Origin of the sequence: Pseudomonas sp. SO81 (assembly GCF_030374125.1) — a bacterium.
Taxonomy (GTDB): Bacteria; Pseudomonadota; Gammaproteobacteria; order Pseudomonadales; family Pseudomonadaceae; genus Aquipseudomonas.
Genome location: NZ_CP126126.1, coordinates 1 through 21,161, shown reverse-complemented (window position 1 = coordinate 21,161; position 21,161 = coordinate 1). Strand labels below are relative to the sequence as shown.

Here is a 21,161-nt window from a genome sequence, read left to right as displayed (position 1 = left end):
CCTGATGATTCTCCCCTGGCTAATCCTGATTCCCTTCATCGGCGGCCTGCTGTGCTGGCAGGGCGATCGCCTCGGCAACACCCTGCCGCGCTGGATCGCCCTGCTGACCATGAGTCTGCTGTTCGGCCTCAGCCTGTGGCTGTGGGCCACCGCCGACTTCAGCCTGGCCCCTGCCCCCGGCGCCGATCCGGTCTGGGCTGCCGAGTTCAAGGTGCAGTGGATCGAGCGTCTCGGCATCAGCATCCACCTCGGCCTCGACGGCCTGTCGGTGCTGATGATCTGCCTCACCGGCCTGCTCGGCGTGCTGTCCGTGCTGTGCTCGTGGAACGAGATCCAGAACCGCGTCGGCTTCTTCCACCTCAACCTGATGTGGATCCTCGGCGGCGTGGTCGGCGTGTTCCTCGCCATCGACCTGTTCCTGTTCTTCTTCTTCTGGGAAATGATGCTGGTGCCGATGTACTTCCTCATCGCGCTCTGGGGTCACAGCGGCAGCAAGGGGCACTCGCGGATCAACGCCGCCACCAAGTTCTTCATCTTCACCCAGGCCAGCGGTCTGATCATGCTGGTGGCGATCCTCGCCCTGGTGCTGATCAACTACAACGCCACCGGCGTGCTGACCTTCAACTACGCCGACCTGCTGAAGACCGACCTGCCGGCCGGTACCGAGTACCTGCTGATGCTCGGTTTCTTCGCCGCCTTCGCCGTGAAGTTCCCGGTGGTGCCGGTGCACTCCTGGCTGCCGGATGCCCACGCCCAGGCGCCGACCGCCGGCTCCGTTGACCTCGCCGGCATCCTGCTGAAGACCGCTGCCTACGGCCTGATGCGCTTCGCCCTGCCGCTGTTCCCCAACGCCTCGGCCGAGTTCGCGCCGATCGCCATGTGGCTCGGCGTGTTCGCCATCGCTTACGGCGCCTTCCTGTCGTTCGCCCAGACCGATATCAAGCGCCTGGTGGCCTACTCCAGCGTCTCGCACATGGGCTTCGTGCTGATCGCCATCTACTCCGGCAGCCAGGTCGCCCTGCAGGGCGCGGTGGTGCAGATGATGGCCCACGGCCTGTCCGCCGCCGCGCTGTTCATCCTCTGCGGCCAGCTCTACGAGCGCCTGCACACCCGCGACATGCGCGAGATGGGCGGCATCTGGGCACGCCTGCCGTGGCTGCCGGCGGTGAGCCTGTTCTTCGCCGCTGCCGCCCTCGGCCTGCCGGGTACCGGCAACTTCGTCGGTGAGTTCCTGATCCTGATCGGCAGCTTCCCGGCCGCGCCGTGGGTCGTCGTGCTGGCCGCCTGCGGGCTGGTGCTGGGCTCGGTGTACTCGCTGGCGATGATCCACCGCGCCTACTTCGGCCCGGCCAAGTCCGATGCTCCGCTGCAGGCCCTGAAGGCCCGCGAGCTGTACATGGTGCTGGGCCTGGCCGTGCTGCTGATCCTCCTCGGCGTCTACCCGCAACCGGTGCTCGACACCTCCGCCGCCAGCATGCAAGGCGTGCAGCAGTGGTTCAGCGGTGCCCTCACTCAACTCGCCTCGGTCCGGTAATCAAGCGCTATGGAACTGACGACTCAACACTTCATCGCGCTACTGCCGCTGCTGGTCACCAGCGCCACCGTCGTGGTGGTGATGCTGGCCATCGCCTGGAAGCGCAACCACGCCTGGACCTTCATCCTCTCCGTGCTGGGCCTCAACCTGGCCCTGCTGTCGGTGATCCCGGCCGTGAGCGTGACGCCGATCCAGGTCACCCCGCTGCTGCTGGTGGACAAGTTCGCCTGCTACTACATGGCGCTGGTGCTGGCCGCCACGCTGGCCTGCACCACCCTGATCCACGCCTACCTGGGCGGTGAATCGGGCAAGCTGGGCTACCCGGGCAACCGCGAAGAGCTGTACCTGCTGATGCTGCTGTCCGCCGCCGGCGGCCTGGTGCTGGTCAGCGCGCAGCATCTGGCCGGCCTGTTCATCGGTCTGGAGCTGCTGTCGGTACCGACCTACGGCATGATCGCCTATGCCTTCTTCAACAAGCGTTCGCTGGAAGCCGGCATCAAGTACATGGTGCTGTCCGCCGCCGGCTCGGCCTTCCTGCTGTTCGGCATGGCCCTGCTCTACGCCGAATCCGGCAGCCTGAGCTTCGCCGGCATCGGCGCCAAGCTGGCCGCCGACGGCCTGCCGAGCCTGATCGCCCAGGCCGGCTTCGGCATGATGCTGATCGGCCTGGCCTTCAAGCTGTCGCTGGTGCCCTTCCACCTGTGGACCCCGGACGTCTACGAGGGCGCGCCGGCTCCGGTCGCCGCCTTCCTGGCTACCGCCAGCAAGGTGGCGGTGTTCGCCGTGCTGCTGCGCCTGTACCAGATCTCTCCGGTAGCCGCCGGTGGCTGGCTGAACGAGCTGCTGACCGTGCTAGCCATCGCCTCGATCCTGTTCGGTAACCTGCTGGCCCTGCTGCAGAGCAACCTCAAGCGCCTGCTCGGCTACTCGTCGATCGCCCACTTCGGCTACCTGCTGATCGCCCTGATCGCCAGCAAGGGCCTGGCCGAGGAAGCCATCGGCGTGTACCTGGCTACCTACGTGCTGACCAGCCTGGGCGCGTTCGGCGTGATCACCCTGATGTCCACGCCCTACAGCGGCCGTGACGCCGACGCCCTGTACGAGTACCGCGGCCTGTTCTGGCGCCGTCCGTACCTGACCGCCGTGCTCACCGTGATGATGCTGTCCCTGGCCGGTATCCCGCTGACCGCCGGCTTCATCGGCAAGTTCTACGTGGTCGCCACCGGCGTGCAGTCGCAACAGTGGTGGCTGCTCGGCGCGCTGATTCTGGGCAGCGCCATCGGCGTGTTCTACTACCTGCGAGTGATGGTCACCCTGTTCCTGCAGGAGCCCAACCTCAAGCGCCACGATGCGCCGTTCAACTGGGGCCAGCGCGCCGGCGGCGTCATGCTGCTGTTCGTTGCCCTGCTCGCCTTCTTCCTCGGCGTCTATCCGCAGCCACTGCTGGAACTGGTGCAGCACGCCGGCCTGGTGGCCGTGGCCCACTGAGGTCAGCGGCAATGAAAAACCCGGCGCTGGCCGGGTTTTTTCTGCCTGCGATTCAGGGCAACCGGGGCGTCTGGCTGCCGTTGCGGTACAGGTCCCAGCTGGCGATGAACAGCGCGGCGATCAGCGGGCCGATGACGAAGCCGTTGAGACCGAACAGGGTCAGCCCGCCGAGGGTGGAGATCAGCACCACGTAGTCCGGCATGCGCGTGTCCTTGCCCACCAGGATCGGCCGCAGCAGGTTGTCCACCAAACCGATCACCAGCACGCCGAACAGGATCAGCGTCACGCCCTGCCACAGCTCGCCGCGCGCCAGCAGATAGAACGCCACCGGCCCCCATACCAGCCCGCAGCCCACCGCCGGCAGCAGCGACAGGAAGGCCATCAGCACGCCCCACAGCAGTGGGCTGCTGATGCCCAAGACCCAGAAGATCAACCCGCCCAGCGCGCCCTGCACCACCGCCACGGCGATATTGCCCTTCACCGTGGCGCGCACCACCCGGGTGAACTTGATCTGCAGGCGACGCTTGAGGCCCTCGGCCAGCGGCACGGCGCTGCGCACGGTGCGCACCAGCTCCGGGCCATCGCGCAGGAAGAAATACAGCAGGTAGAGCATGACGAAGAAGCCGACCACGAACTCGAAGGTGTTCTGGCCGATGGCGAACGCCTTGGTCGCCAGGAACTGACTGCCCTCCAGCGCGCCGCGGGCGACGCGGTCGCGCAGGCCGTCGAAATTGCCCAGGCCGAGGCGGTCGAGCTGGCGCTGGATGGCCTGCGGCAGCATGTCCTTGCCCTGGGCGACGAAGGCACCGACATCCAGCTCGCCGGCCTCGATGCGCTGGTACACCGCCGCCCCCTCGTTCACCAGCATCAGGGTGATGACGATCACCGGCAGGATCGCCACCAGCAGGCACACGCACAAGGTGATCAGCGCCGACAGGTTGCCGCGCCCGCCGATACGCAGGGCCAGGCGCCGCTGCAGCGGGGCGAACAGCACGGCCAGCACCACGGCCCAGAACAGCGCGCCATAGAACGGCAGGAGGATCCAGGCGAAGGCCAGGGTCACCGCCACCAGCAGGGCGAGAAAGGCTTTGTGTTCGACGCGCGAAGAAGGCATTGGGCGACCGCCTGACAGGGCTGTTCCTGCTTAGTCCCCCAACGTGACGGCAAAGTGCGGCCTTTTTGCCCTGGCGCGGCCATGAAAAAAGGCGCCGCAGCGCCTTCTTTCACAGCACGGGCCTCAGATGCGGAACTGCCGCACCAGGCTGCCCAGGCGCTCACCCAGGTCGGACAGGCTGCGCGCGGTGGCGGCGCCGTGGCGGGTCTCATCCGCCACGCTGTCCACGGCCGCGGCGATCTGGTGCACGCTGCGGTTGATCTCCTCGGCCACAGCGGTCTGCTCCTCGGCGGCGCTGGCGATCTGCGCGTTCATCGCGTTGATGGTGCCGATCAGCCCGGCGATGGCATCCAGCGAGGAGCCGGCCTGGTTGGCCTGCTCGCTGGTGATCTCGCCGGCATCGCTGGAGCGGCGCATGGCGGTGACCGAGGCCTGGGTGCCCTGCTGCAGGCGGTCGATCATGCCCTGGATTTCCTGGGTGCTCTGCTGGGTGCGACTGGCCAGCGCGCGCACCTCGTCGGCCACCACGGCGAAGCCGCGTCCGGCCTCGCCGGCCCGGGCCGCCTCGATGGCCGCGTTGAGCGCCAGCAGGTTGGTCTGCTCGGCGATGGAGCGGATCACGCCGAGCACGCTGACGATGGACTGCACGTCCTGCTGCAGGCTGTCCAGCGACTGGCCGCTCTCACGGATGTCGCCGACCAGGGCGTGGATGCGGCTGATGCTGCCGTCGACCACCTTCTTCGCCGCCTGGCCCTCGTGATCGGTCTGCTGCGCGGCCTCGGCAGCGCCCTGGGCACTCTTGGCCACCTCGTGGGCGGCGGCGGACATTTCGTTGATCGCCGTGGCCACCTGGTCGGTCTCGTGGCGCTGGCGCTCCATGGCCTGCTCGGAGCGCTGCGCCTGGGCCGCCACCTCACCGACCAGGCCGGTCAGCTGGGTGGTCATCTCGGCGATCTGCCGCACCAGGCCGTGGATCTTCTCGACGAATCGGTTGAACGAGCCGGCCAGCTGGCCCAGCTCGTCGTCGCCGGCCACCGGCAGGCGGCGGGTCAGGTCGCCTTCACCGGCGGCGATGTCGTCCAGGTTTTCCTTGATCAGCTGCAGGGGGCGCAGGAAGGCGTTGCTCAGGGCCAGGCCGGCCACGCCGAACACCAGCAGCATCACCGCGGCGATCACCAGGATGCTGGTGAGGATGGTGCCGACGCGCTCCTGGATGGACGCCTCGACCTCGGCCACCTCGGCCGCGACGCCGTCCAGGTTGACGGCGGTGCCCAGCGCCAGGTCCCACTTCGGCAGGTAGTAGCTGTACGCCAGCTTGGGTACCAGCACGCTCTCGTCGGTGGGCAGCGGCGAGCTGTACTCCACGTAGTTGGAGCCGTCCTTGGCCACCCGCACCAGTTCGCGGTTGACGTAGACGCCGTTGGGATCCTTGCGCTCGGACAGGTTCTTGCCCACGTCCACCGGGCTGTCGCCACGGAACAGGCGCACCACGCTGGAGTCGTGGCCGAAGAAGTAGCCGTCCTTGCCATACTTGATCTTGGACAGGATGGCGATGGCCTGCTCGCGACTGGCCATATCGCCCTGGGCAGCGCCGTCGTACAGGCTCTGCACCGAGCCGAGGGCGATCTGCATGTAGTTCTTCAGCTCCTGGCGGTTTTCCTCCACCAGGCGCTCGCGGGTCTGCGCGACTTCGTCCTCGGCCAGGTCGTCGAGGATCTTCGCCGCCGCGCCGCTCAGCACCAGGGCGAACAGAATGACCGGCACCAGGGCCAGCAGCAGCACTTTGGTTTTCAGGGTAAGACGCATGATCCCTTCCTTTTGGGCAGATCCGCAGAAAGCAAAACGGGGTTGCCGTGTTATCGGCAACCCCGTTTCAGCCTGAAGTCATGTCTGCAGTTATTACAGCACCATCGCGGCGATCCAGCCAAACGCCAGCAGCGGCAGGTTGTAGTGCAGGAAGGTCGGCACCACGGTGTCCCAGATATGGTCGTGCTGGCCGTCGGCGTTCAGCCCGGCGGTCGGGCCCAGGGTCGAGTCGGACACCGGCGAGCCGGCATCGCCCAGGGCGCCGGCGGTGCCGACGATGCACACGATGGCCAGCGGGCTGAAGCCGAGCTGCACGCACAGCGGCACGAAGATCGCCGCGACGATCGGCACGCTGGAGAAGGACGAGCCGATGCCGGTGGTCACCAGCAGGCCGATCAGCAGCATCATCAGCGCGCCGATGGCCTGGCTGTGGCCGATCCAGTGGGAAGCCGAGCCCACCAGGCTGTCGATCTCGCCGGTGGCGCGCATCACCTCGGCGAAGCCGTCGGCGGCGATCATGATGAAGCCCATCATGGCCATCATCTTCATGCCTTCGGTGAACAGGTCATCGGCCTCGCGCCAGCGCACCACGCCGGACACCGAGAAGATCACGAAGCCCACCAGGGCACCGATGATCATCGAGTCCAGCCACAGCTGCACGGCGAAGGCGGCGGCCACTGCCACGCCGGCCACCAGCAGGCTGTAGGGGTTGTACTGCACCGCCACCTTCTCCACCTGCTCGATGCGCTGGATGTCGTAGTCGCGCTTGCCACGGTAGCTGAGGAACACTGCCACCAGCAGGCCGCAGAGCATGCCCAGGGCCGGCAGCAGCATGGCCTGAGTGACGCTGACGCCGGCGGTATCCACGCCGCCCTTGCGCACGCTGGCCAGCAGGATCTCGTTCAGATAGATGTTGCCGAAGCCCACCGGCAGGAAGATGTAGGGTGTGATCAGGCCGAAGGTGATGACGCAGGCCACCAGGCGGCGGTCCATGCGCAGGCGCGCCATCACATAGAGCAGCGGCGGGACCAGCAGCGGAATGAAGGCGATGTGGATCGGCAGGATGTTCTGCGACGACACCGACACCACCAGCAGCAGGCCGATCAGCAGCCACCCCACCAGATCGCCGCCACGCTCCTGCTGGCGGCCGACCATGGCCAGCGCCTTGTCCGCCAGGGCATGGGCCAGGCCGGACTTGGAGATGGCCACGGCGAAGGCGCCGAGCAGCGCGTAGGACAGCGCCACGTTGGCACCGCCGCCGAGACCCTTGTTGAAGGCGGCCAGGCTGGCCTGCAGGTCCAGCCCACCGATCAGGCCGCCGGCCAGGGCGCCGGCGATCAGCGCGATGACCACATGCACCCGGCAGAGACTGAGGATCAGCATGATGCCGACCGCGGCAACGACTGCGTTCATGAGGAGCTCCAACTACGATAAAGAGGCTACCCGACACGCGTCGCGCCCGGGAAAGGGCGCGAACTCTGCCCGATCGGTCAGGCTCTGTCAAAACGCAGGCGATGCGTGGAAAGCCGAGGGCTGAGCACAATTCTTGCCTGTAATTCAGAAGCTTCATCGAAAAAGCTCAAGTGGCTCATTAAATCGATTGGTATCGGTCAAGTTTTTGACGAAAACACCGATAAATGACCAGCAAGTCTGACTTTTGAAAGGACCCCTTCATGCTGTCGCGCCTGTCCATCCAGTGGAAAATCACCCTACTCGCCGGTCTCTGTCTGCAGGCCATCGTGACCCTGCTGGTGGGGGCCTCGCTGTACCAGTCCACGCACAGCGCGGCGCTGGTGAAGACCTCCAGCAGCGAGATGCTGGAAGAGTCCGCCCGCCTGCGCATGGCCGCACGCGGCGAGCTGCAGGGCATCCGCATCCAGCGCTACTTCATGGACGCCTACCAGTACGGCAAGGGCTTCTCGCGCCAGGTGCTGTTCCTCAAGGAGCAGGCCGAGAAGCGCTTCCTCGATGCCTTCGACCTGCGCGAAGACATGACCCGCCAGGTGCGCTCGGCCCTGGAGGCCAACCCCAACCTGCTCGGCCTGTACCTGGTGTTCGAGCCCAACGGCCTGGACGGCAAGGACGAGCTGTTCGCCGGCATCACCGAGGTCGGCGGTAACGACAAGGGACGCTTCTCGCTCTACTGGTCGCAGAGCACGCCGGGCACCCTGGAGTCGGAGACGATGGACGAGGCGCAGCTGGGCGACACCACCGCCGGCCCCAGCGGCGCGCCGTACAACGCCTGGTACACCTGCCCGCGCGACAGCAAGCGCGCCTGTGTGCTCGATCCCTATTTCGACGACGTCAACGGCAAGCAGGTGCTGATGACCAGCATTGCCTTCCCCCTGGAGCAGGGCGGCAAGGTGATCGGCGTGATGGGCGTGGACATCAGCCTGGAGAGCCTGCAAAAGTTCAGCCAGAAGGCCAGTAGCGAGCTGTACGATGGCCAGGCCCATGTCAGCATCATCAGCGCCGCCGGCCTGCTGGCCGGGCACAGCCGCGACGCGGGCCAGCTGGGCAAGCCGCTGACCAGCGCCTTCCCCAACCAGGGCGGCCAGATCGCCCAGATGCTGAGCGGCGGCCAGGCCCAGTTCCTCGAGCTGGAGGGCAACCTGCGAGTGTTCGAGCCGCTGCTGCCGATCCCCGAGGCCAAGTCCTGGGGCGTGCTGCTGGAAGTGCCCAAGGCCACCCTGCTCGGCCCGGCGCTGGCGCTGGAAAAGCAGCTGGACGAGCGCCGGACCAGCGACACCACCTTCTCCGTGGTGCTGGCGCTGATCGCCATCCTCATCGGCATCGCTCTGATGTGGCTGACCGCTCTCGGCGTGACCCGCCCGATCCTCGGCGTGGCCAGCATGCTGAAGAACATCGCCAGCGGCGAAGGCGACTTGACCAAGCGCCTGGACTACGCCAGGCAGGACGAGCTGGGTGAGCTGGCCGGCTGGTTCAACCGCTTCCTCGACAAGCTGCAGCCGATCATCGCCGACGTGAAACGCTCGGTACAGGACGCCCGCAGCACCGCCGACCAGTCCGCCGCCATCGCCAGCCAGACCAGCGCCGGTATGCAGCAGCAGTTCCGTGAAGTGGACCAGGTGGCCACCGCCTCCCAGGAGATGAGCGCCACCGCCCACGACGTGGCCAACAACGCCTCCCAGGCCGCCGATGCCGCCCGTGGCGCCGATGCCGCCGCCCGCGAAGGCCTGGCGGTGATCGACCGCACCACCCTGTCCATCGAACAGCTGGCCAACGAGCTGAACGCCGCCATGCAGGAAGTGGAAAGCCTGGCCAGCAGCAGCGAGCAGATCGGCTCGGTGCTGGAGGTGATCCGCGCCATCGCCGAACAGACCAACCTCCTCGCCCTCAACGCCGCCATCGAGGCCGCCCGTGCCGGCGAGGCCGGACGCGGCTTCGCCGTGGTCGCCGACGAAGTGCGCAACCTGGCCAAGCGCACCCAGGACTCGGTGGAAGAGATTCGCCAGGTGATCGAGAACCTGCAGAACGGCACCCGCGACGTGGTCGGCTCCATGCACAGCAGCCACAAGCAGGCCCAGGGCAGCGTCGAGCTGGTCGAGCAGGCGGTGACCTCGCTGCGCCGCATCGGCGACGCGGTCACCGTGATCAACGACATGAACCTGCAGATCGCCTCCGCCGCCGAGGAACAGAGCGCGGTGGCCGAGGAAGTGAACCGCAACGTGGCGACCATCCGCGACGTCACCGAGGCCCTGTCCGGCCAGGCCGACGAGTCGGCGCGGGTCAGCCAGACCCTCAACAGCCTGGCCAACCACCAGCAGGGTTTGATGGATCAGTTCCGCGTCTGAGCCCGGCCTGCATGACAACGCCCGGCCTTGCCGGGCGTTTTTCCTGGCGCCATCCGCCAGCCGTCCTGGCGCTCGCTCACTTGCCCCGTTGCAGAGCGGCCGGTAGCCTGCGCGACACCATTCGCAAGAGATCCCGAAGATGCTCAATATCGCCCTGATCGCCGGCTCCAGCCGCACCGGCAGCCAGTCCGCCAAGGTCGCCCGCTACCTGCGCCAACGTCTGATCGAGCTGGGCCTGACCTGCGCCGAGCAGAGCAGCCTGATCGACCTGGGCGAACGCGCGCTGCCGCTGTGGCCGGCCGATGACAAGGGCCCCTGGGCCGAGTACCAGCAGCAGCTGACCGCCGCCGATGCGCTGGTGGTGATCGCCCCGGAATGGAACGGCATGGCCTGCCCGGCGGTGAAGAACTTCTTCCTCTATGCCAGCAAGGCCGAGCTGGCGCACAAGCCGGCGCTGCTGGTGGGAGTTTCCTCGGGGATTGGCGGCGCCTACCCGATCAGCGAGCTGCGCGCCTCGGGCTACAAGAACTGCCGCATCGGCTACCTGCCGGAGCACCTGATCGTGCGGCATGTGGAAGCGGTGCTGAACGAGGACGAGGCCAATGGCGAGGACGACCTGCGCATCCGCAAGCGCGCCGACTACGCCCTGGACATCCTCGGCAAGTACGCCGAGGCGCTCAAGCCAGTGCGCGCGAGCATCGACCTGAGCAACCCCTCGTTCACCAACGGCATGTGATCAGCGCCGCTTCGGCAGCCGTATCTCCACCCGCAGCCCGCCCAGCGGGCTGTCTTCCAGGCGCAGGGTGCCACCCCAGGCATCGACTATGTCGCGCACTATGCCCAGACCAAGGCCATGGCCGGCGACCTGCTCGTCCAGACGGGTACCACGGCCCATGACCTCGTTGCGCCGTTCCGCGGCGATGCCGGGGCCATCGTCGTCGATGCACAGGCGATAGCCATCCGCCTCTTCCACCAGGCTCAGGCGCACCTGGGCATCCGCCCATTTGCAGGCGTTGTCCAGCAGGTTGCCGAGCAGTTCCAGCAGGTCCTCGCGGTCCCAGGGCAGGCACAGGCCGGGCTCGGCCTGCCAGTCCAGCTCGAGGCCGTGGCGGTGGATCATGCCCAGGGTGGAAAACAGCCCCGGCAGCTCGGCCGCGCAATCGAAGTGCGCACCGGGCAAGACCTCGCCAGCCAGGCGCGCGCGACCCAGTTCGCGCTCCAGACGCTGCTGGATCTGCGCCAACTGTTCGCGCAGGGTCGCCTGCAGCTCCGGCTGGGCGCGCAGGTCCTCCCGCTCGCAGAGGCTGACCAGCACGGCCAACGGCGTCTTCAGGGCATGGCCGAGGTTGCCCAGGGCGTTGCGCGAGCGCCTGAGAGTGTCCTCGGTATGGGTCAGCAGGTGGTTGACCTGGCCTACCAGCGGCTCCAGTTCCTGCGGCACGCGGGTATCCAGCTCGCTGCGCTGGCCCTGCTGTAACTGGGCGATCTGTCCGCGCACTCGCTCCAGCGGGCGCAACGCCGCACGCACCGTGTAGCGCTGGGCCAGCAGGATCAGCAACAGCGCCGCACCGCCCAGCCCCAGACCGAACCACTGCAGGCGGCGAAAGCTCTGCAGGATCGGCGTGTAGTCCTGGGCCACGCTGATGGAGAACGCCTTGCCGAAACGCTGGTAGTCCGCGCGGAACACCAGCAGGCGCTGGCCATGCGGGCCGTCGCCCAGGCCGTCCTGCAGGCCCTCCGCTGGCGGCAGCTGCAGGTCGCGATCCCACAAGGAGCGCGAGCGCCAGGTCTCATCGGCGAAATCGATGCGGAAGTAATGGCCGGAAAACGGCCGCTGGAAGATCGGATCTAGCCGGCGCTCGTCCAGCTGGATACCGCTCTGGCCACGTACCAGGGCGATCAGCAGGCTCTGCGTCTCGTCCTTCAGGTCTTCCTGCAGGTAGCGGCGCAGGCTGTGATCGAACAGCCACAGGCTGCTCTGCGCCAGAATCAGCCCCACCGCCACTAGCACACCGGCCAGGCCCAGGCTGAGGCGGCGCTGGATCGACCTCAAGCGCTTACCCCGGCATAACGATAACCCTGGCCGCGGCGGGTTTCTATCACCTCGCGGCCGAGCTTGCCGCGCAGGCGATTGACGTGGACCTCCAGCACGTTGGAATCACGTTCTGTCTCTCCGTCGTACAGGTGCTCGGCCAGTTGACCTTTGGAGAGGATCTGCCCCGGATGCAGCATGAAGTAGCGCAGCAGGCGGAACTCGGCGGAAGTCAGCTCGACCTCCTTGCCGTCACGGCTCACGCATTGCCGGCTCTCGTCCAGTTGCAGGCCGGCAGCCTCCAGCTGCGGCTGGTTGGCCAGGCCGTGGGCACGGCGCAGCAAGGCCTGGATGCGCAGGGCCAGCTCCTCGGGATGAAAGGGTTTGGTCAGGTAATCGTCGGCGCCGGCCTTGAGGCCGTCGATGCGCTCGGCCCAGGAGCCACGTGCGGTGAGAATCAGCACCGGCGTGGCCAGGCCGCCCGCGCGCCATTCGCGCAATACTTCGAGCCCCGGTTTGCCGGGCAGACCAAGGTCGAGAATGATCAGATCGTAAGGTTCGCTGGCGCCCTGGTAGACCGCATCGCGGCCGTCGGCCAGCCAATCCACCGCATAGCCCTGCCGGCTCAGGCCGGCGACCAGCTCGTCGGCCAGGGGCACATGGTCTTCCACCAGCAACAGACGCATCAGTCCTCCACTTCATCCTTGAGGATGCGACCGTCACGGGCATCCAGCTCCAGTTCGCGGACGGTGCCGTCGGCGGTCAGCAGCTCGACCTCGTAGACCAGCACATCGTCTTCCTCTTCCAGTTCCGCCTCCAGCAGCACGGCCCCGGGGTAACGCCCCAGGGCCGGCTCCATCAGCATTTCCAGCGGCTGAATCACGCCTTCGCGGCGCAGTTTCAGGGCCTCGTCCTGATCCAGGTCGCGGGCCTGCGCATCGAGCGCAAGCACCGCCAGGATCAGGGCGACTATGCCGCTATAGCGTGCAACGAATTTCATCAGTCATCCCGGTGCTCTTTCAGGATCTGGCCGTTGGTGGCGTCCAGCTCCACGTCCCATTGCACGCCCTGAGCGTCGCGCACTTCGACCTGATAGACGTAGCGGCCATGCTCCTGCTCGAGCTCGGTATCTTCGACCTTGCCGCCCGGGTACTTGGCCAGGGCTGCGGCGTTGAGCTTCTCGAAACTCTGGATGGTGCCGGCATCACGCAGCTTCAGCGCTTCGTCCGGGCCCAGGTCGCGGGCCTGAGCGATGCCAGCGGTGGCGGCCAGGGCGGTGATGGCAAAAAGGCTGGTCAGCTTGTTCATGGTGTTCTCCTCGGAGTATCTGTTTGTCTACGGCGCCCAAGATACCCAAGCCGACTTAATTGAAGCTGAATTGTCCCGATGTCGGCTGTGGCTCACAACTGCCGCATCATTCATATCCTGAAGCCGCTTGGCCTACCAGGCGACGCCACTATAATCGCTGGCTTGCTGTGTGGAGCCGAGCATGACCGCTATCCAGATCAAATCCCCCGCCCTCAGCCTGCGCGCCGGCAAACGCGCCCTCGCGCGCATCCGCGAACAGGGCCTGCAGCCAGCCGACGTCGGAATTCTGCCTGGCGCCGCCGGTGGCCCCAAAGGCCTGGGCATACAGGGCCTGGACTTGGCTCTGTTCGGCGACTGGCTACCGCGCGCACCGCGCGAACGAACCCTGATCGGCGCCTCGATCGGCTCCTGGCGCTTCGCCAGCGCTTGCCTGCCCGATGCCTGCGCCGGTATCAAACGGCTTGGCGAGCTGTACACCAGCCAGCGCTTCGCCAAGGGCGTGAGCATGGCCGAGGTCTCCCGCAGCTGCGTACAGCTGCTCGACGATCTGTTCGAAGGCCAGGATGCCGCGGTGCTGAACAATCCGCTGTATCGCCTGAACATAGTGGTGGTACGCAGCCATGGCCTGCTGCAGCACGACCATCGCGGCAAGCTGGGCCTGGGCCTGTCCTCGGTGATCGGCAACAACCTGCTGAGCCGCAGCCGCCTGGGTCGACACTTCGACCGGGTGATCCTGCACGATGCCCGTCTGGCACCGCCGCTCGCCGCATTGAACGACTTCCGCTCGCACTTCCACACGCTGGCCGAAGGCAATCTGCGCCACGCCCTGCTCGCCTCCGGCTCGATACCCATGGTGATGGAGGCAATCCGCGAGATTCCTGGCCTGGAGCCAGGCGCTTATCGCGACGGCGGCCTGCTTGATTATCACCTCGACCTGCCGTATCAGAGTGAAGGCGTGGTGCTCTACCCGCACTTCACCGACCGGGTCGTCCCAGGCTGGTTCGACAAGGGCCTGCCTTGGCGACGCGGCGACAGTGAACGCCTGCAGGACGTGCTGCTGCTGGCACCATCGCGCGAGTACCTGGCGGATCTACCACACGGCAAACTCCCAGACCGTAGCGACTTCAAGCGCTATCTGGGCGACGATGCGGGCCGCGAGCGTTATTGGCGTAAGGCCATGGCCGAAAGCCAACGCCTGGGCGACGAATTCCTTGAGTTAACCGACAGCGGCCGCCTCGGCGAGCGCCTGCAACCTCTCTGATCACATACTGCAAGGAAGCAACAAATGTCCCTTATCAGAACGCTCGCCCTCTCGACGCTGCTCGTCTGCGGCAGCAGTCAGGCAGCCCTCAATGAACAGGGGAAAAAAGAAGTTGAGGCCCTACTCGCTTTCGTCGAAAGCAGCGGCTGTCTGTTTATCCGCAACGGTAGCGAGCACCAGCCTGCAGATGCGCGTAAGCACCTGCAGAAGAAGCTCGATTATCTGGAGGACAAGGACAAGGTCGACTCGGCCGAGGACTTCATCGCCCTCGCGGCGACCGAGAGCAGCATGAGCGGCGAGTCCTATCAGGTGAACTGCCAGGGCCAGCTGCAGCCCTCTGCCGATTGGCTCAACTCCGAGCTCAGTCGCCTGCGACAGGCGCAGTAAGGGTTCGAACTGGTAAACTGCGAGGCGAGCTTCACGCCGCTTCGCGGCCTATCCAGCAGAGCGTTTACCTTGGAACTGTTCAAAGAATTCACCTTCGAATCCGCCCATCTCCTGCCGCATGTGCCAGCGGGCCACAAGTGCGGCCGTCTGCATGGCCACTCCTTCCGTGCCGCCATCTACATCGAGGGTGAGGTCGACCCCCACACTGGCTGGATCCGCGACTTCGCCGAGATCAAGGCGATCTTCAAACCGATCTACGAGCGCCTCGACCACAACTATCTGAACGATATCCCCGGCCTGGAAAACCCCACCAGCGAAAACTTGGCGAAGTGGATCTGGCTGGAACTCAAGCCTCTGTTGCCAGAGCTGTCCCGCATCCGCGTACATGAAACCTGCACCAGTGGCTGCGAGTACCGGGGCGACTGATCGCCTCTTCGGAAATAAAAAAGCCACCTAGATAGGTGGCTTTTTTGTGGGTGCAATTTGCGGCAGCAGCAAAGTCAGCGCCCGCTATCACGCTAGTTCAACAACAGGGCGAACAGCAGGCGCAAGCCTAACGCAAGCGGCGGTCAACCGCATGCCTCGGACCGGGTTGCCGAATATTTTTCTTGGGCGCAAAAGCCAAACCCCCACCCGATTTCTCGGATGGGGGTTTGGGGATAGGAGCTTGACGATGACCTACTCTCACATGGGGAAACCCCACACTACCATCGGCGATGCGTCGTTTCACTACTGAGTTCGGGAAGGGATCAGGTGGTTCCAACGCTCTATGGTCGTCAAGCAATTCGGTTGGGGACTCGGTGTTTAGTCGTTTCCCCTAATGGGTATGTGATATGTGGCGTTGCGGTTCTTAGCGAACTTTCGGTTCGTTTGTCGACTTCACCATACAACCCACAATCATCAGATTGTTTGGGTGTTATATGGTCAAGCCTCACGGGCAATTAGTATTGGTTAGCTCAACGCCTCACAGCGCTTACACACCCAACCTATCAACGTCGTAGTCTTCGACGGCCCTTTAGGGAGCTCAAGGCTCCAGTGAGATCTCATCTTGAGGCAAGTTTCCCGCTTAGATGCTTTCAGCGGTTATCTTTTCCGAACATAGCTACCCGGCAATGCCACTGGCGTGACAACCGGAACACCAGAGGTTCGTCCAACCCGGTCCTCTCGTACTAAGGTCAGCCCCTCTCAAATCTCAAACGTCCACGGCAGATAGGGACCGAACTGTCTCACGACGTTCTAAACCCAGCTCGCGTACCACTTTAAATGGCGAACAGCCATACCCTTGGGACCGGCTTCAGCCCCAGGATGTGATGAGCCGACATCGAGGTGCCAAACACCGCCGTCGATATGAACTCTTGGGCGGTATCAGCCTGTTATCCCCGGAGTACCTTTTATCCGTTGAGCGATGGCCCTTCCATACAGAACCACCGGATCACTAAGACCTACTTTCGTACCTGCTCGACGTGTCTGTCTCGCAGTCAAGCGCGCTTTTGCCTTTATACTCTACGACCGATTTCCGACCGGTCTGAGCGCACCTTCGTACTCCTCCGTTACTCTTTGGGAGGAGACCGCCCCAGTCAAACTGCCCACCATACACTGTCCTCGATCCGGATGACGGACCAGAGTTAGAACCTCAAGCATGCCAGGGTGGTATTTCAAGGATGGCTCCACGCGAACTGGCGTCCACGCTTCAAAGCCTCCCACCTATCCTACACAAGCAGGCTCAAAGTCCAGTGCAAAGCTACAGTAAAGGTTCACGGGGTCTTTCCGTCTAGCCGCGGATACACTGCATCTTCACAGCGATTTCAATTTCACTGAGTCTCGGGTGGAGACAGCGCCGCCATCGTTACGCCATTCGTGCAGGTCGGAACTTACCCGACAAGGAATTTCGCTACCTTAGGACCGTTATAGTTACGGCCGCCGTTTACCGGGGCTTCGATCAAGAGCTTCGCTTGCGCTAACCCCATCAATTAACCTTCCGGCACCGGGCAGGCGTCACACCCTATACGTCCACTTTCGTGTTTGCAGAGTGCTGTGTTTTTAATAAACAGTCGCAGCGGCCTGGTATCTTCGACCGGCATGAGCTTACGGAGCAAGTCCTTCACCCTCACCGGCGCACCTTCTCCCGAAGTTACGGTGCCATTTTGCCTAGTTCCTTCACCCGAGTTCTCTCAAGCGCCTTGGTATTCTCTACCCAACCACCTGTGTCGGTTTGGGGTACGGTTCCTAGTTACCTGAAGCTTAGAGGCTTTTCCTGGAAGCATGGCATCAACCACTTCACGTCCAAAAGGACGTTCGTCATCAGTTCTCGGCATTAAGATCCCGGATTTGCCTAAGATCTCTGCCTACCACCTTAAACACGGACAACCAACGCCGTGCTGGCCTAGCCTTCTCCGTCCCCCCATCGCAGTAACTAGAAGTGCAGGAATATTAACCTGCTTCCCATCGACTACGCATTTCTGCCTCGCCTTAGGGGCCGACTAACCCTGCGTCGATTAACGTTGCGCAGGAAACCTTGGTCTTTCGGCGTGCGAGTTTTTCACTCGCATTGTCGTTACTCATGTCAGCATTCGCACTTCTGATACCTCCAGCAAGCTTCTCAACTCACCTTCACAGGCTTACAGAACGCTCCTCTACCGCATCACTTACGTGATACCCGTAGCTTCGGTGTATGGTTTGAGCCCCGTTACATCTTCCGCGCAGGCCGACTCGACTAGTGAGCTATTACGCTTTCTTTAAAGGGTGGCTGCTTCTAAGCCAACCTCCTAGCTGTCTAAGCCTTCCCACATCGTTTCCCACTTAACCATAACTTTGGGACCTTAGCTGACGGTCTGGGTTGTTTCCCTTTTCACGACGGACGTTAGCACCCGCCGTGTGTCTCCCATGCTCGGCACTTCTGGGTATTCGGAGTTTGCATCGGTTTGGTAAGTCGGGATGACCCCCTAGCCGAAACAGTGCTCTACCCCCCAGAGTGATACATGAGGCGCTACCTAAATAGCTTTCGAGGAGAACCAGCTATCTCCGGGCTTGATTAGCCTTTCACTCCGATCCACAGGTCATCCGCTAACTTTTCAACGGTAGTCGGTTCGGTCCTCCAGTCAGTGTTACCTAACCTTCAACCTGCCCATGGATAGATCGCCCGGTTTCGGGTCTATACCCAGCGACTAAAGCGCCCTATTAAGACTCGCTTTCGCTACGCCTCCCCTATTCGGTTAAGCTCGCCACTGAATATAAGTCGCTGACCCATTATACAAAAGGTACGCAGTCACCCAACAAAGTGGGCTCCCACTGCTTGTACGCATACGGTTTCAGGTTCTATTTCACTCCCCTCTCCGGGGTTCTTTTCGCCTTTCCCTCACGGTACTAGTTCACTATCGGTCAGTCAGTAGTATTTAGCCTTGGAGGATGGTCCCCCCATATTCAGACAACGTTTCACGTGCGCCGTCCTACTCGATTTCACTTCTAAGACCTTTTCGCGTACAGGGCTATCACCCACTATGGCCGCACTTTCCAGAGCGTTCCGCTAAAATCAAAGAAGCTTAAGGGCTAATCCCCGTTCGCTCGCCACTACTAAGGGAATCTCGGTTGATTTCTTTTCCTCAGGGTACTTAGATGTTTCAGTTCCCCTGGTTCGCCTCTTGCACCTATGAATTCAGTACAAGATACCTAGGTTATCCTAGGTGGGTTCCCCCATTCAGAGATCTCCGGATCAAAGTCTGTTTGCCGACTCCCCGAAGCTTATCGCAGGCTACCACGTCTTTCATCGCCTCTGACTGCCAAGGCATCCACCGTATGCGCTTCTTCACTTGACCATATAACCCCAAGCAATCTGGTTATAGATTCGTAACGTGAAGACGACATTCGCCGAAAATTCGCGCTTGAACTCGCAAATTTTGCCTTGATTTGCTGAATGCAGTGAAACATTCAACAAGTCACTTCTATCACATACCCAAATTTTTAAAGAACAGTTCTGGCGCAAAGACCAGAAATCAACATTGAACTACCAATGTTCATTTCTGAGCTTTCAGCGATTATCGAGTTAATGGTGGAGCCAAGGAGGATCGAACTCCTGACCTCCTGCGTGCAAAGCAGGCGCTCTCCCAGCTGAGCTATGGCCCCATCTACGGACTTGGCCACATCCCTTGACAATTGGTGGGTCTGGGCAGATTCGAACTGCCGACCTCACCCTTATCAGGGGTGCGCTCTAACCAACTGAGCTACAGACCCAATCGTCTAACTCTCGGGTCTAAACCCAATCGCTTTTCGCAAGTGAATCAAGCAATTCGTGTGGGAGCTTATGAAGAAGCTGAAGTCTTCGATTAAGGAGGTGATCCAGCCGCAGGTTCCCCTACGGCTACCTTGTTACGACTTCACCCCAGTCATGAATCACTCCGTGGTAACCGTCCCCCTTGCGGTTAGACTAGCTACTTCTGGAGCAACCCACTCCCATGGTGTGACGGGCGGTGTGTACAAGGCCCGGGAACGTATTCACCGTGACATTCTGATTCACGATTACTAGCGATTCCGACTTCACGCAGTCGAGTTGCAGACTGCGATCCGGACTACGATCGGTTTTATGGGATTAGCTCCACCTCGCGGCTTGGCAACCCTTTGTACCGACCATTGTAGCACGTGTGTAGCCCTGGCCGTAAGGGCCATGATGACTTGACGTCATCCCCACCTTCCTCCGGTTTGTCACCGGCAGTCTCCTTAGAGTGCCCACCATAACGTGCTGGTAACTAAGGACAAGGGTTGCGCTCGTTACGGGACTTAACCCAACATCTCACGACACGAGCTGACGACAGCCATGCAGCACCTGTGTCTGAGTTCCCGAAGGCACCAATCCATCTCTGGAAAGTTCTCAGCATGTCAAGGCCAGGTAAGGTTCTTCGCGTTGCTTCGAATTAAACCACATGCTCCACCGCTTGTGCGGGCCCCCGTCAATTCATTTGAGTTTTAACCTTGCGGCCGTACTCCCCAGGCGGTCGACTTAATGCGTTAGCTGCGCCACTAAGATCTCAAGGATCCCAACGGCTAGTCGACATCGTTTACGGCGTGGACTACCAGGGTATCTAATCCTGTTTGCTCCCCACGCTTTCGCACCTCAGTGTCAGTATCAGTCCAGGTAGTCGCCTTCGCCACTGGTGTTCCTTCCTATATCTACGCATTTCACCGCTACACAGGAAATTCCACTACCCTCTACCGTACTCTAGCTCAGTAGTTTTGGAGGCAGTTCCCAGGTTGAGCCCGGGGATTTCACCTCCAACTTGCTGAACCACCTACGCGCGCTTTACGCCCAGTAATTCCGATTAACGCTTGCACCCTTCGTATTACCGCGGCTGCTGGCACGAAGTTAGCCGGTGCTTATTCTGTTGGTAACGTCAAAACAGCAAGGTATTAACTTACTGCCCTTCCTCCCAACTTAAAGTGCTTTACAATCCGAAGACCTTCTTCACACACGCGGCATGGCTGGATCAGGCTTTCGCCCATTGTCCAATATTCCCCACTGCTGCCTCCCGTAGGAGTCTGGACCGTGTCTCAGTTCCAGTGTGACTGATCATCCTCTCAGACCAGTTACGGATCGTCGCCTAGGTGAGCCTTTACCTCACCTACTAGCTAATCCGACCTAGGCTCATCTGATAGCGCAAGGCCCGAAGGTCCCCTGCTTTCTCCCGTAGGACGTATGCGGTATTAGCGTTCCTTTCGAAACGTTGTCCCCCACTACCAGGCAGATTCCTAGGCATTACTCACCCGTCCGCCGCTGAATCATGGAGCAAGCTCCACTCATCCGCTCGACTTGCATGTGTTAGGCCTGCCGCCAGCGTTCAATCTGAGCCATGATCAAACTCTTCAGTTCAATACTGCTTGGGTTTTGAGAAAACCCTAAACTTGGCTCAGCAATCGCACGCTCTACTTAAAGAGCTAAAACTCTCGAATTCACGAGTGTTACTTGCGCTGCTGATAATCAGTTGACCATCAGTCTTACATCACAAGCACCCACACGAATTGCTTGATTCAGTTGTTAAAGAGCGTTTCGGCTAAGTCTTTCGTCTCAACCGAGGCCGCGCATTCTACAGCAGCCTTTCAATCTGTCAAGCTGTTTTTGAAGAATTTTTCGTTTCTTCTCAACCGCTTGCGCTTCAGATCAGAACTTCTTCTCGTCAGCGGGAGGCGCATTCTACAGCGTTCAAAACCGCTGTCAACCACCTCTTTCAACCGCTTTCGATCCACCTGATCGAAGCAACCAACAAGATCAAACCACCACCTTGTCAGCCCGGCGCATTCTACTCGAATTCGCCATCCGGTCAATCTCTTTTTTCATCCAACTCTTTGAATTTCAAGGAGTTTTCCGAGAGAACTGCGCCGGAAGTGGTGCGCATTATAGGGGACCAAATCTAACCGTCAACTCCTTTATG

Annotated in this window: 14 protein-coding genes, 2 tRNA genes and 3 rRNA genes; 7 read left to right on the top strand and 12 right to left on the bottom strand. The window is 62.3% G+C overall.

What is annotated here, in order from left to right:
• The first annotated feature begins 4 nt into the window (after window positions 1–4).
• Both nuoM and nuoN read left to right on the top strand, forming a co-directional pair.
• Window positions 5–1,534, top strand: coding sequence for an NADH-quinone oxidoreductase subunit M (gene nuoM / locus OH686_RS00095; RefSeq protein ID WP_137973371.1), 1,530 nt, complete (start codon window positions 5–7; stop codon window positions 1,532–1,534).
• A 9-nt stretch (window positions 1,535–1,543) separates the two neighbouring features.
• Entirely contained in the window at window positions 1,544–3,022 is a 1,479-nt protein-coding gene (gene nuoN, locus OH686_RS00090; protein ID WP_289535564.1) for an NADH-quinone oxidoreductase subunit NuoN, read from the top strand.
• Window positions 3,023–3,074: 52 nt separating this feature from the next.
• Here nuoN and OH686_RS00085 read toward each other — a convergent pair whose 3' ends face one another.
• The 3 genes from OH686_RS00085 to OH686_RS00075 form a co-directional block, all read right to left on the bottom strand.
• Window positions 3,075–4,136: an AI-2E family transporter gene (locus tag OH686_RS00085; protein WP_289535562.1), complete on the bottom strand. Its 1,062-nt coding sequence runs from the start codon at window positions 4,134–4,136 to the stop codon at window positions 3,075–3,077.
• A 123-nt stretch (window positions 4,137–4,259) separates the two neighbouring features.
• Window positions 4,260–5,942 (bottom strand): methyl-accepting chemotaxis protein CtpM, encoded by a 1,683-nt coding sequence (gene ctpM, locus OH686_RS00080; protein ID WP_502942762.1) that lies wholly within the window; start codon window positions 5,940–5,942, stop codon window positions 4,260–4,262.
• Window positions 5,943–6,035: 93 nt separating this feature from the next.
• A complete protein-coding gene (locus OH686_RS00075; RefSeq protein ID WP_137973374.1) occupies window positions 6,036–7,355 on the bottom strand; it encodes a Na+/H+ antiporter family protein in 1,320 nt (439 codons plus the stop codon).
• Window positions 7,356–7,615: 260 nt separating this feature from the next.
• Between OH686_RS00075 and OH686_RS00070 the strand changes: the two genes are divergently transcribed.
• Both OH686_RS00070 and OH686_RS00065 read left to right on the top strand, forming a co-directional pair.
• Window positions 7,616–9,757, top strand: coding sequence for a methyl-accepting chemotaxis protein (locus tag OH686_RS00070; protein WP_289535561.1), 2,142 nt, complete (start codon window positions 7,616–7,618; stop codon window positions 9,755–9,757).
• A 139-nt stretch (window positions 9,758–9,896) separates the two neighbouring features.
• On the top strand, window positions 9,897–10,493 hold the full coding sequence (locus OH686_RS00065; protein ID WP_289535560.1) for an NADPH-dependent FMN reductase: 597 nt from the start codon (window positions 9,897–9,899) through the stop codon (window positions 10,491–10,493).
• On the opposite strand, the gene OH686_RS00060 is transcribed toward OH686_RS00065, so the two are convergent.
• The 4 genes from OH686_RS00060 to OH686_RS00045 are packed head-to-tail and all read right to left on the bottom strand — an operon-like array spanning window position 10,494 to window position 13,097.
• A complete protein-coding gene (locus tag OH686_RS00060) occupies window positions 10,494–11,810 on the bottom strand; it encodes a sensor histidine kinase (protein ID WP_289535558.1) in 1,317 nt (438 codons plus the stop codon).
• Window positions 11,807–12,475 (bottom strand): response regulator transcription factor, encoded by a 669-nt coding sequence (locus OH686_RS00055; protein ID WP_289535556.1) that lies wholly within the window; start codon window positions 12,473–12,475, stop codon window positions 11,807–11,809. The genes OH686_RS00060 and OH686_RS00055 overlap by 4 nt, the downstream gene beginning before the upstream one ends.
• The gene (locus OH686_RS00050) at window positions 12,475–12,789 is read right to left on the bottom strand and encodes a PepSY domain-containing protein (RefSeq protein ID WP_137973379.1); all 315 of its coding nucleotides are present in this window, start codon (window positions 12,787–12,789) and stop codon (window positions 12,475–12,477) included. The genes OH686_RS00055 and OH686_RS00050 overlap by 1 nt, the downstream gene beginning before the upstream one ends.
• On the bottom strand, window positions 12,789–13,097 hold the full coding sequence (locus OH686_RS00045) for a PepSY domain-containing protein (protein WP_137973380.1): 309 nt from the start codon (window positions 13,095–13,097) through the stop codon (window positions 12,789–12,791). Before OH686_RS00045 ends, OH686_RS00050 begins: the two co-directional genes overlap by 1 nt.
• A gap of 181 nt (window positions 13,098–13,278) precedes the next feature.
• On the opposite strand from OH686_RS00045, the gene OH686_RS00040 reads away from it, so the two are divergent.
• The 3 genes from OH686_RS00040 (at window position 13,279) to queD (ending at window position 15,171) form a co-directional block, all read left to right on the top strand.
• Window positions 13,279–14,358, top strand: a complete 1,080-nt coding sequence (locus OH686_RS00040) for a patatin-like phospholipase domain-containing protein (RefSeq protein WP_289535554.1) — start codon at window positions 13,279–13,281, stop codon at window positions 14,356–14,358.
• Window positions 14,359–14,382: 24 nt separating this feature from the next.
• Window positions 14,383–14,745: a DUF5329 family protein gene (locus tag OH686_RS00035; RefSeq protein WP_289535553.1), complete on the top strand. Its 363-nt coding sequence runs from the start codon at window positions 14,383–14,385 to the stop codon at window positions 14,743–14,745.
• Window positions 14,746–14,814: 69 nt separating this feature from the next.
• On the top strand, window positions 14,815–15,171 hold the full coding sequence (queD, locus tag OH686_RS00030; RefSeq protein WP_081963315.1) for a 6-carboxytetrahydropterin synthase QueD: 357 nt from the start codon (window positions 14,815–14,817) through the stop codon (window positions 15,169–15,171).
• A 239-nt stretch (window positions 15,172–15,410) separates the two neighbouring features.
• Here queD and rrf read toward each other — a convergent pair.
• The 5 genes from rrf to OH686_RS00005 all read right to left on the bottom strand — a co-directional run bounded on the left by rrf (window position 15,411) and on the right by OH686_RS00005 (window position 20,602).
• Window positions 15,411–15,526: ribosomal RNA gene (gene rrf, locus OH686_RS00025) — 5S ribosomal RNA — on the bottom strand.
• Between the two features lie 139 nt (window positions 15,527–15,665).
• A 23S ribosomal RNA gene (locus OH686_RS00020) occupies window positions 15,666–18,557 on the bottom strand.
• Window positions 18,558–18,788: 231 nt separating this feature from the next.
• Window positions 18,789–18,864 (bottom strand) — tRNA-Ala (locus tag OH686_RS00015).
• Between the two features lie 31 nt (window positions 18,865–18,895).
• Window positions 18,896–18,972, bottom strand: a tRNA-Ile gene (locus OH686_RS00010).
• A gap of 93 nt (window positions 18,973–19,065) precedes the next feature.
• Window positions 19,066–20,602: ribosomal RNA gene (locus OH686_RS00005) — 16S ribosomal RNA — on the bottom strand.
• Together the 16S, 23S and 5S rRNA genes with 2 tRNA genes alongside form the textbook arrangement of a ribosomal RNA operon.
• Between the last annotated feature and the right edge of the window lie 559 nt (window positions 20,603–21,161).

What these genes read in the sequence shown, in the direction of transcription:
- nuoM (WP_137973371.1), top strand. Translation starts at nt 5, where the DNA reads ATGATTCTCCCCTGGCTAATCCTGATTCCCTTCATCGGCGGCCTGCTG.
- nuoN (WP_289535564.1), top strand. Translation starts at nt 1,544, where the DNA reads ATGGAACTGACGACTCAACACTTCATCGCGCTACTGCCGCTGCTGGTC.
- OH686_RS00085 (WP_289535562.1), bottom strand. Translation starts at nt 4,136, where the DNA reads ATGCCTTCTTCGCGCGTCGAACACAAAGCCTTTCTCGCCCTGCTGGTG.
- ctpM (WP_502942762.1), bottom strand. Translation starts at nt 5,942, where the DNA reads ATGCGTCTTACCCTGAAAACCAAAGTGCTGCTGCTGGCCCTGGTGCCG.
- OH686_RS00075 (WP_137973374.1), bottom strand. Translation starts at nt 7,355, where the DNA reads ATGAACGCAGTCGTTGCCGCGGTCGGCATCATGCTGATCCTCAGTCTC.
- OH686_RS00070 (WP_289535561.1), top strand. Translation starts at nt 7,616, where the DNA reads ATGCTGTCGCGCCTGTCCATCCAGTGGAAAATCACCCTACTCGCCGGT.
- OH686_RS00065 (WP_289535560.1), top strand. Translation starts at nt 9,897, where the DNA reads ATGCTCAATATCGCCCTGATCGCCGGCTCCAGCCGCACCGGCAGCCAG.
- OH686_RS00055 (WP_289535556.1), bottom strand. Translation starts at nt 12,475, where the DNA reads ATGCGTCTGTTGCTGGTGGAAGACCATGTGCCCCTGGCCGACGAGCTG.
- OH686_RS00050 (WP_137973379.1), bottom strand. Translation starts at nt 12,789, where the DNA reads ATGAAATTCGTTGCACGCTATAGCGGCATAGTCGCCCTGATCCTGGCG.
- OH686_RS00045 (WP_137973380.1), bottom strand. Translation starts at nt 13,097, where the DNA reads ATGAACAAGCTGACCAGCCTTTTTGCCATCACCGCCCTGGCCGCCACC.
- OH686_RS00040 (WP_289535554.1), top strand. Translation starts at nt 13,279, where the DNA reads ATGACCGCTATCCAGATCAAATCCCCCGCCCTCAGCCTGCGCGCCGGC.
- OH686_RS00035 (WP_289535553.1), top strand. Translation starts at nt 14,383, where the DNA reads ATGTCCCTTATCAGAACGCTCGCCCTCTCGACGCTGCTCGTCTGCGGC.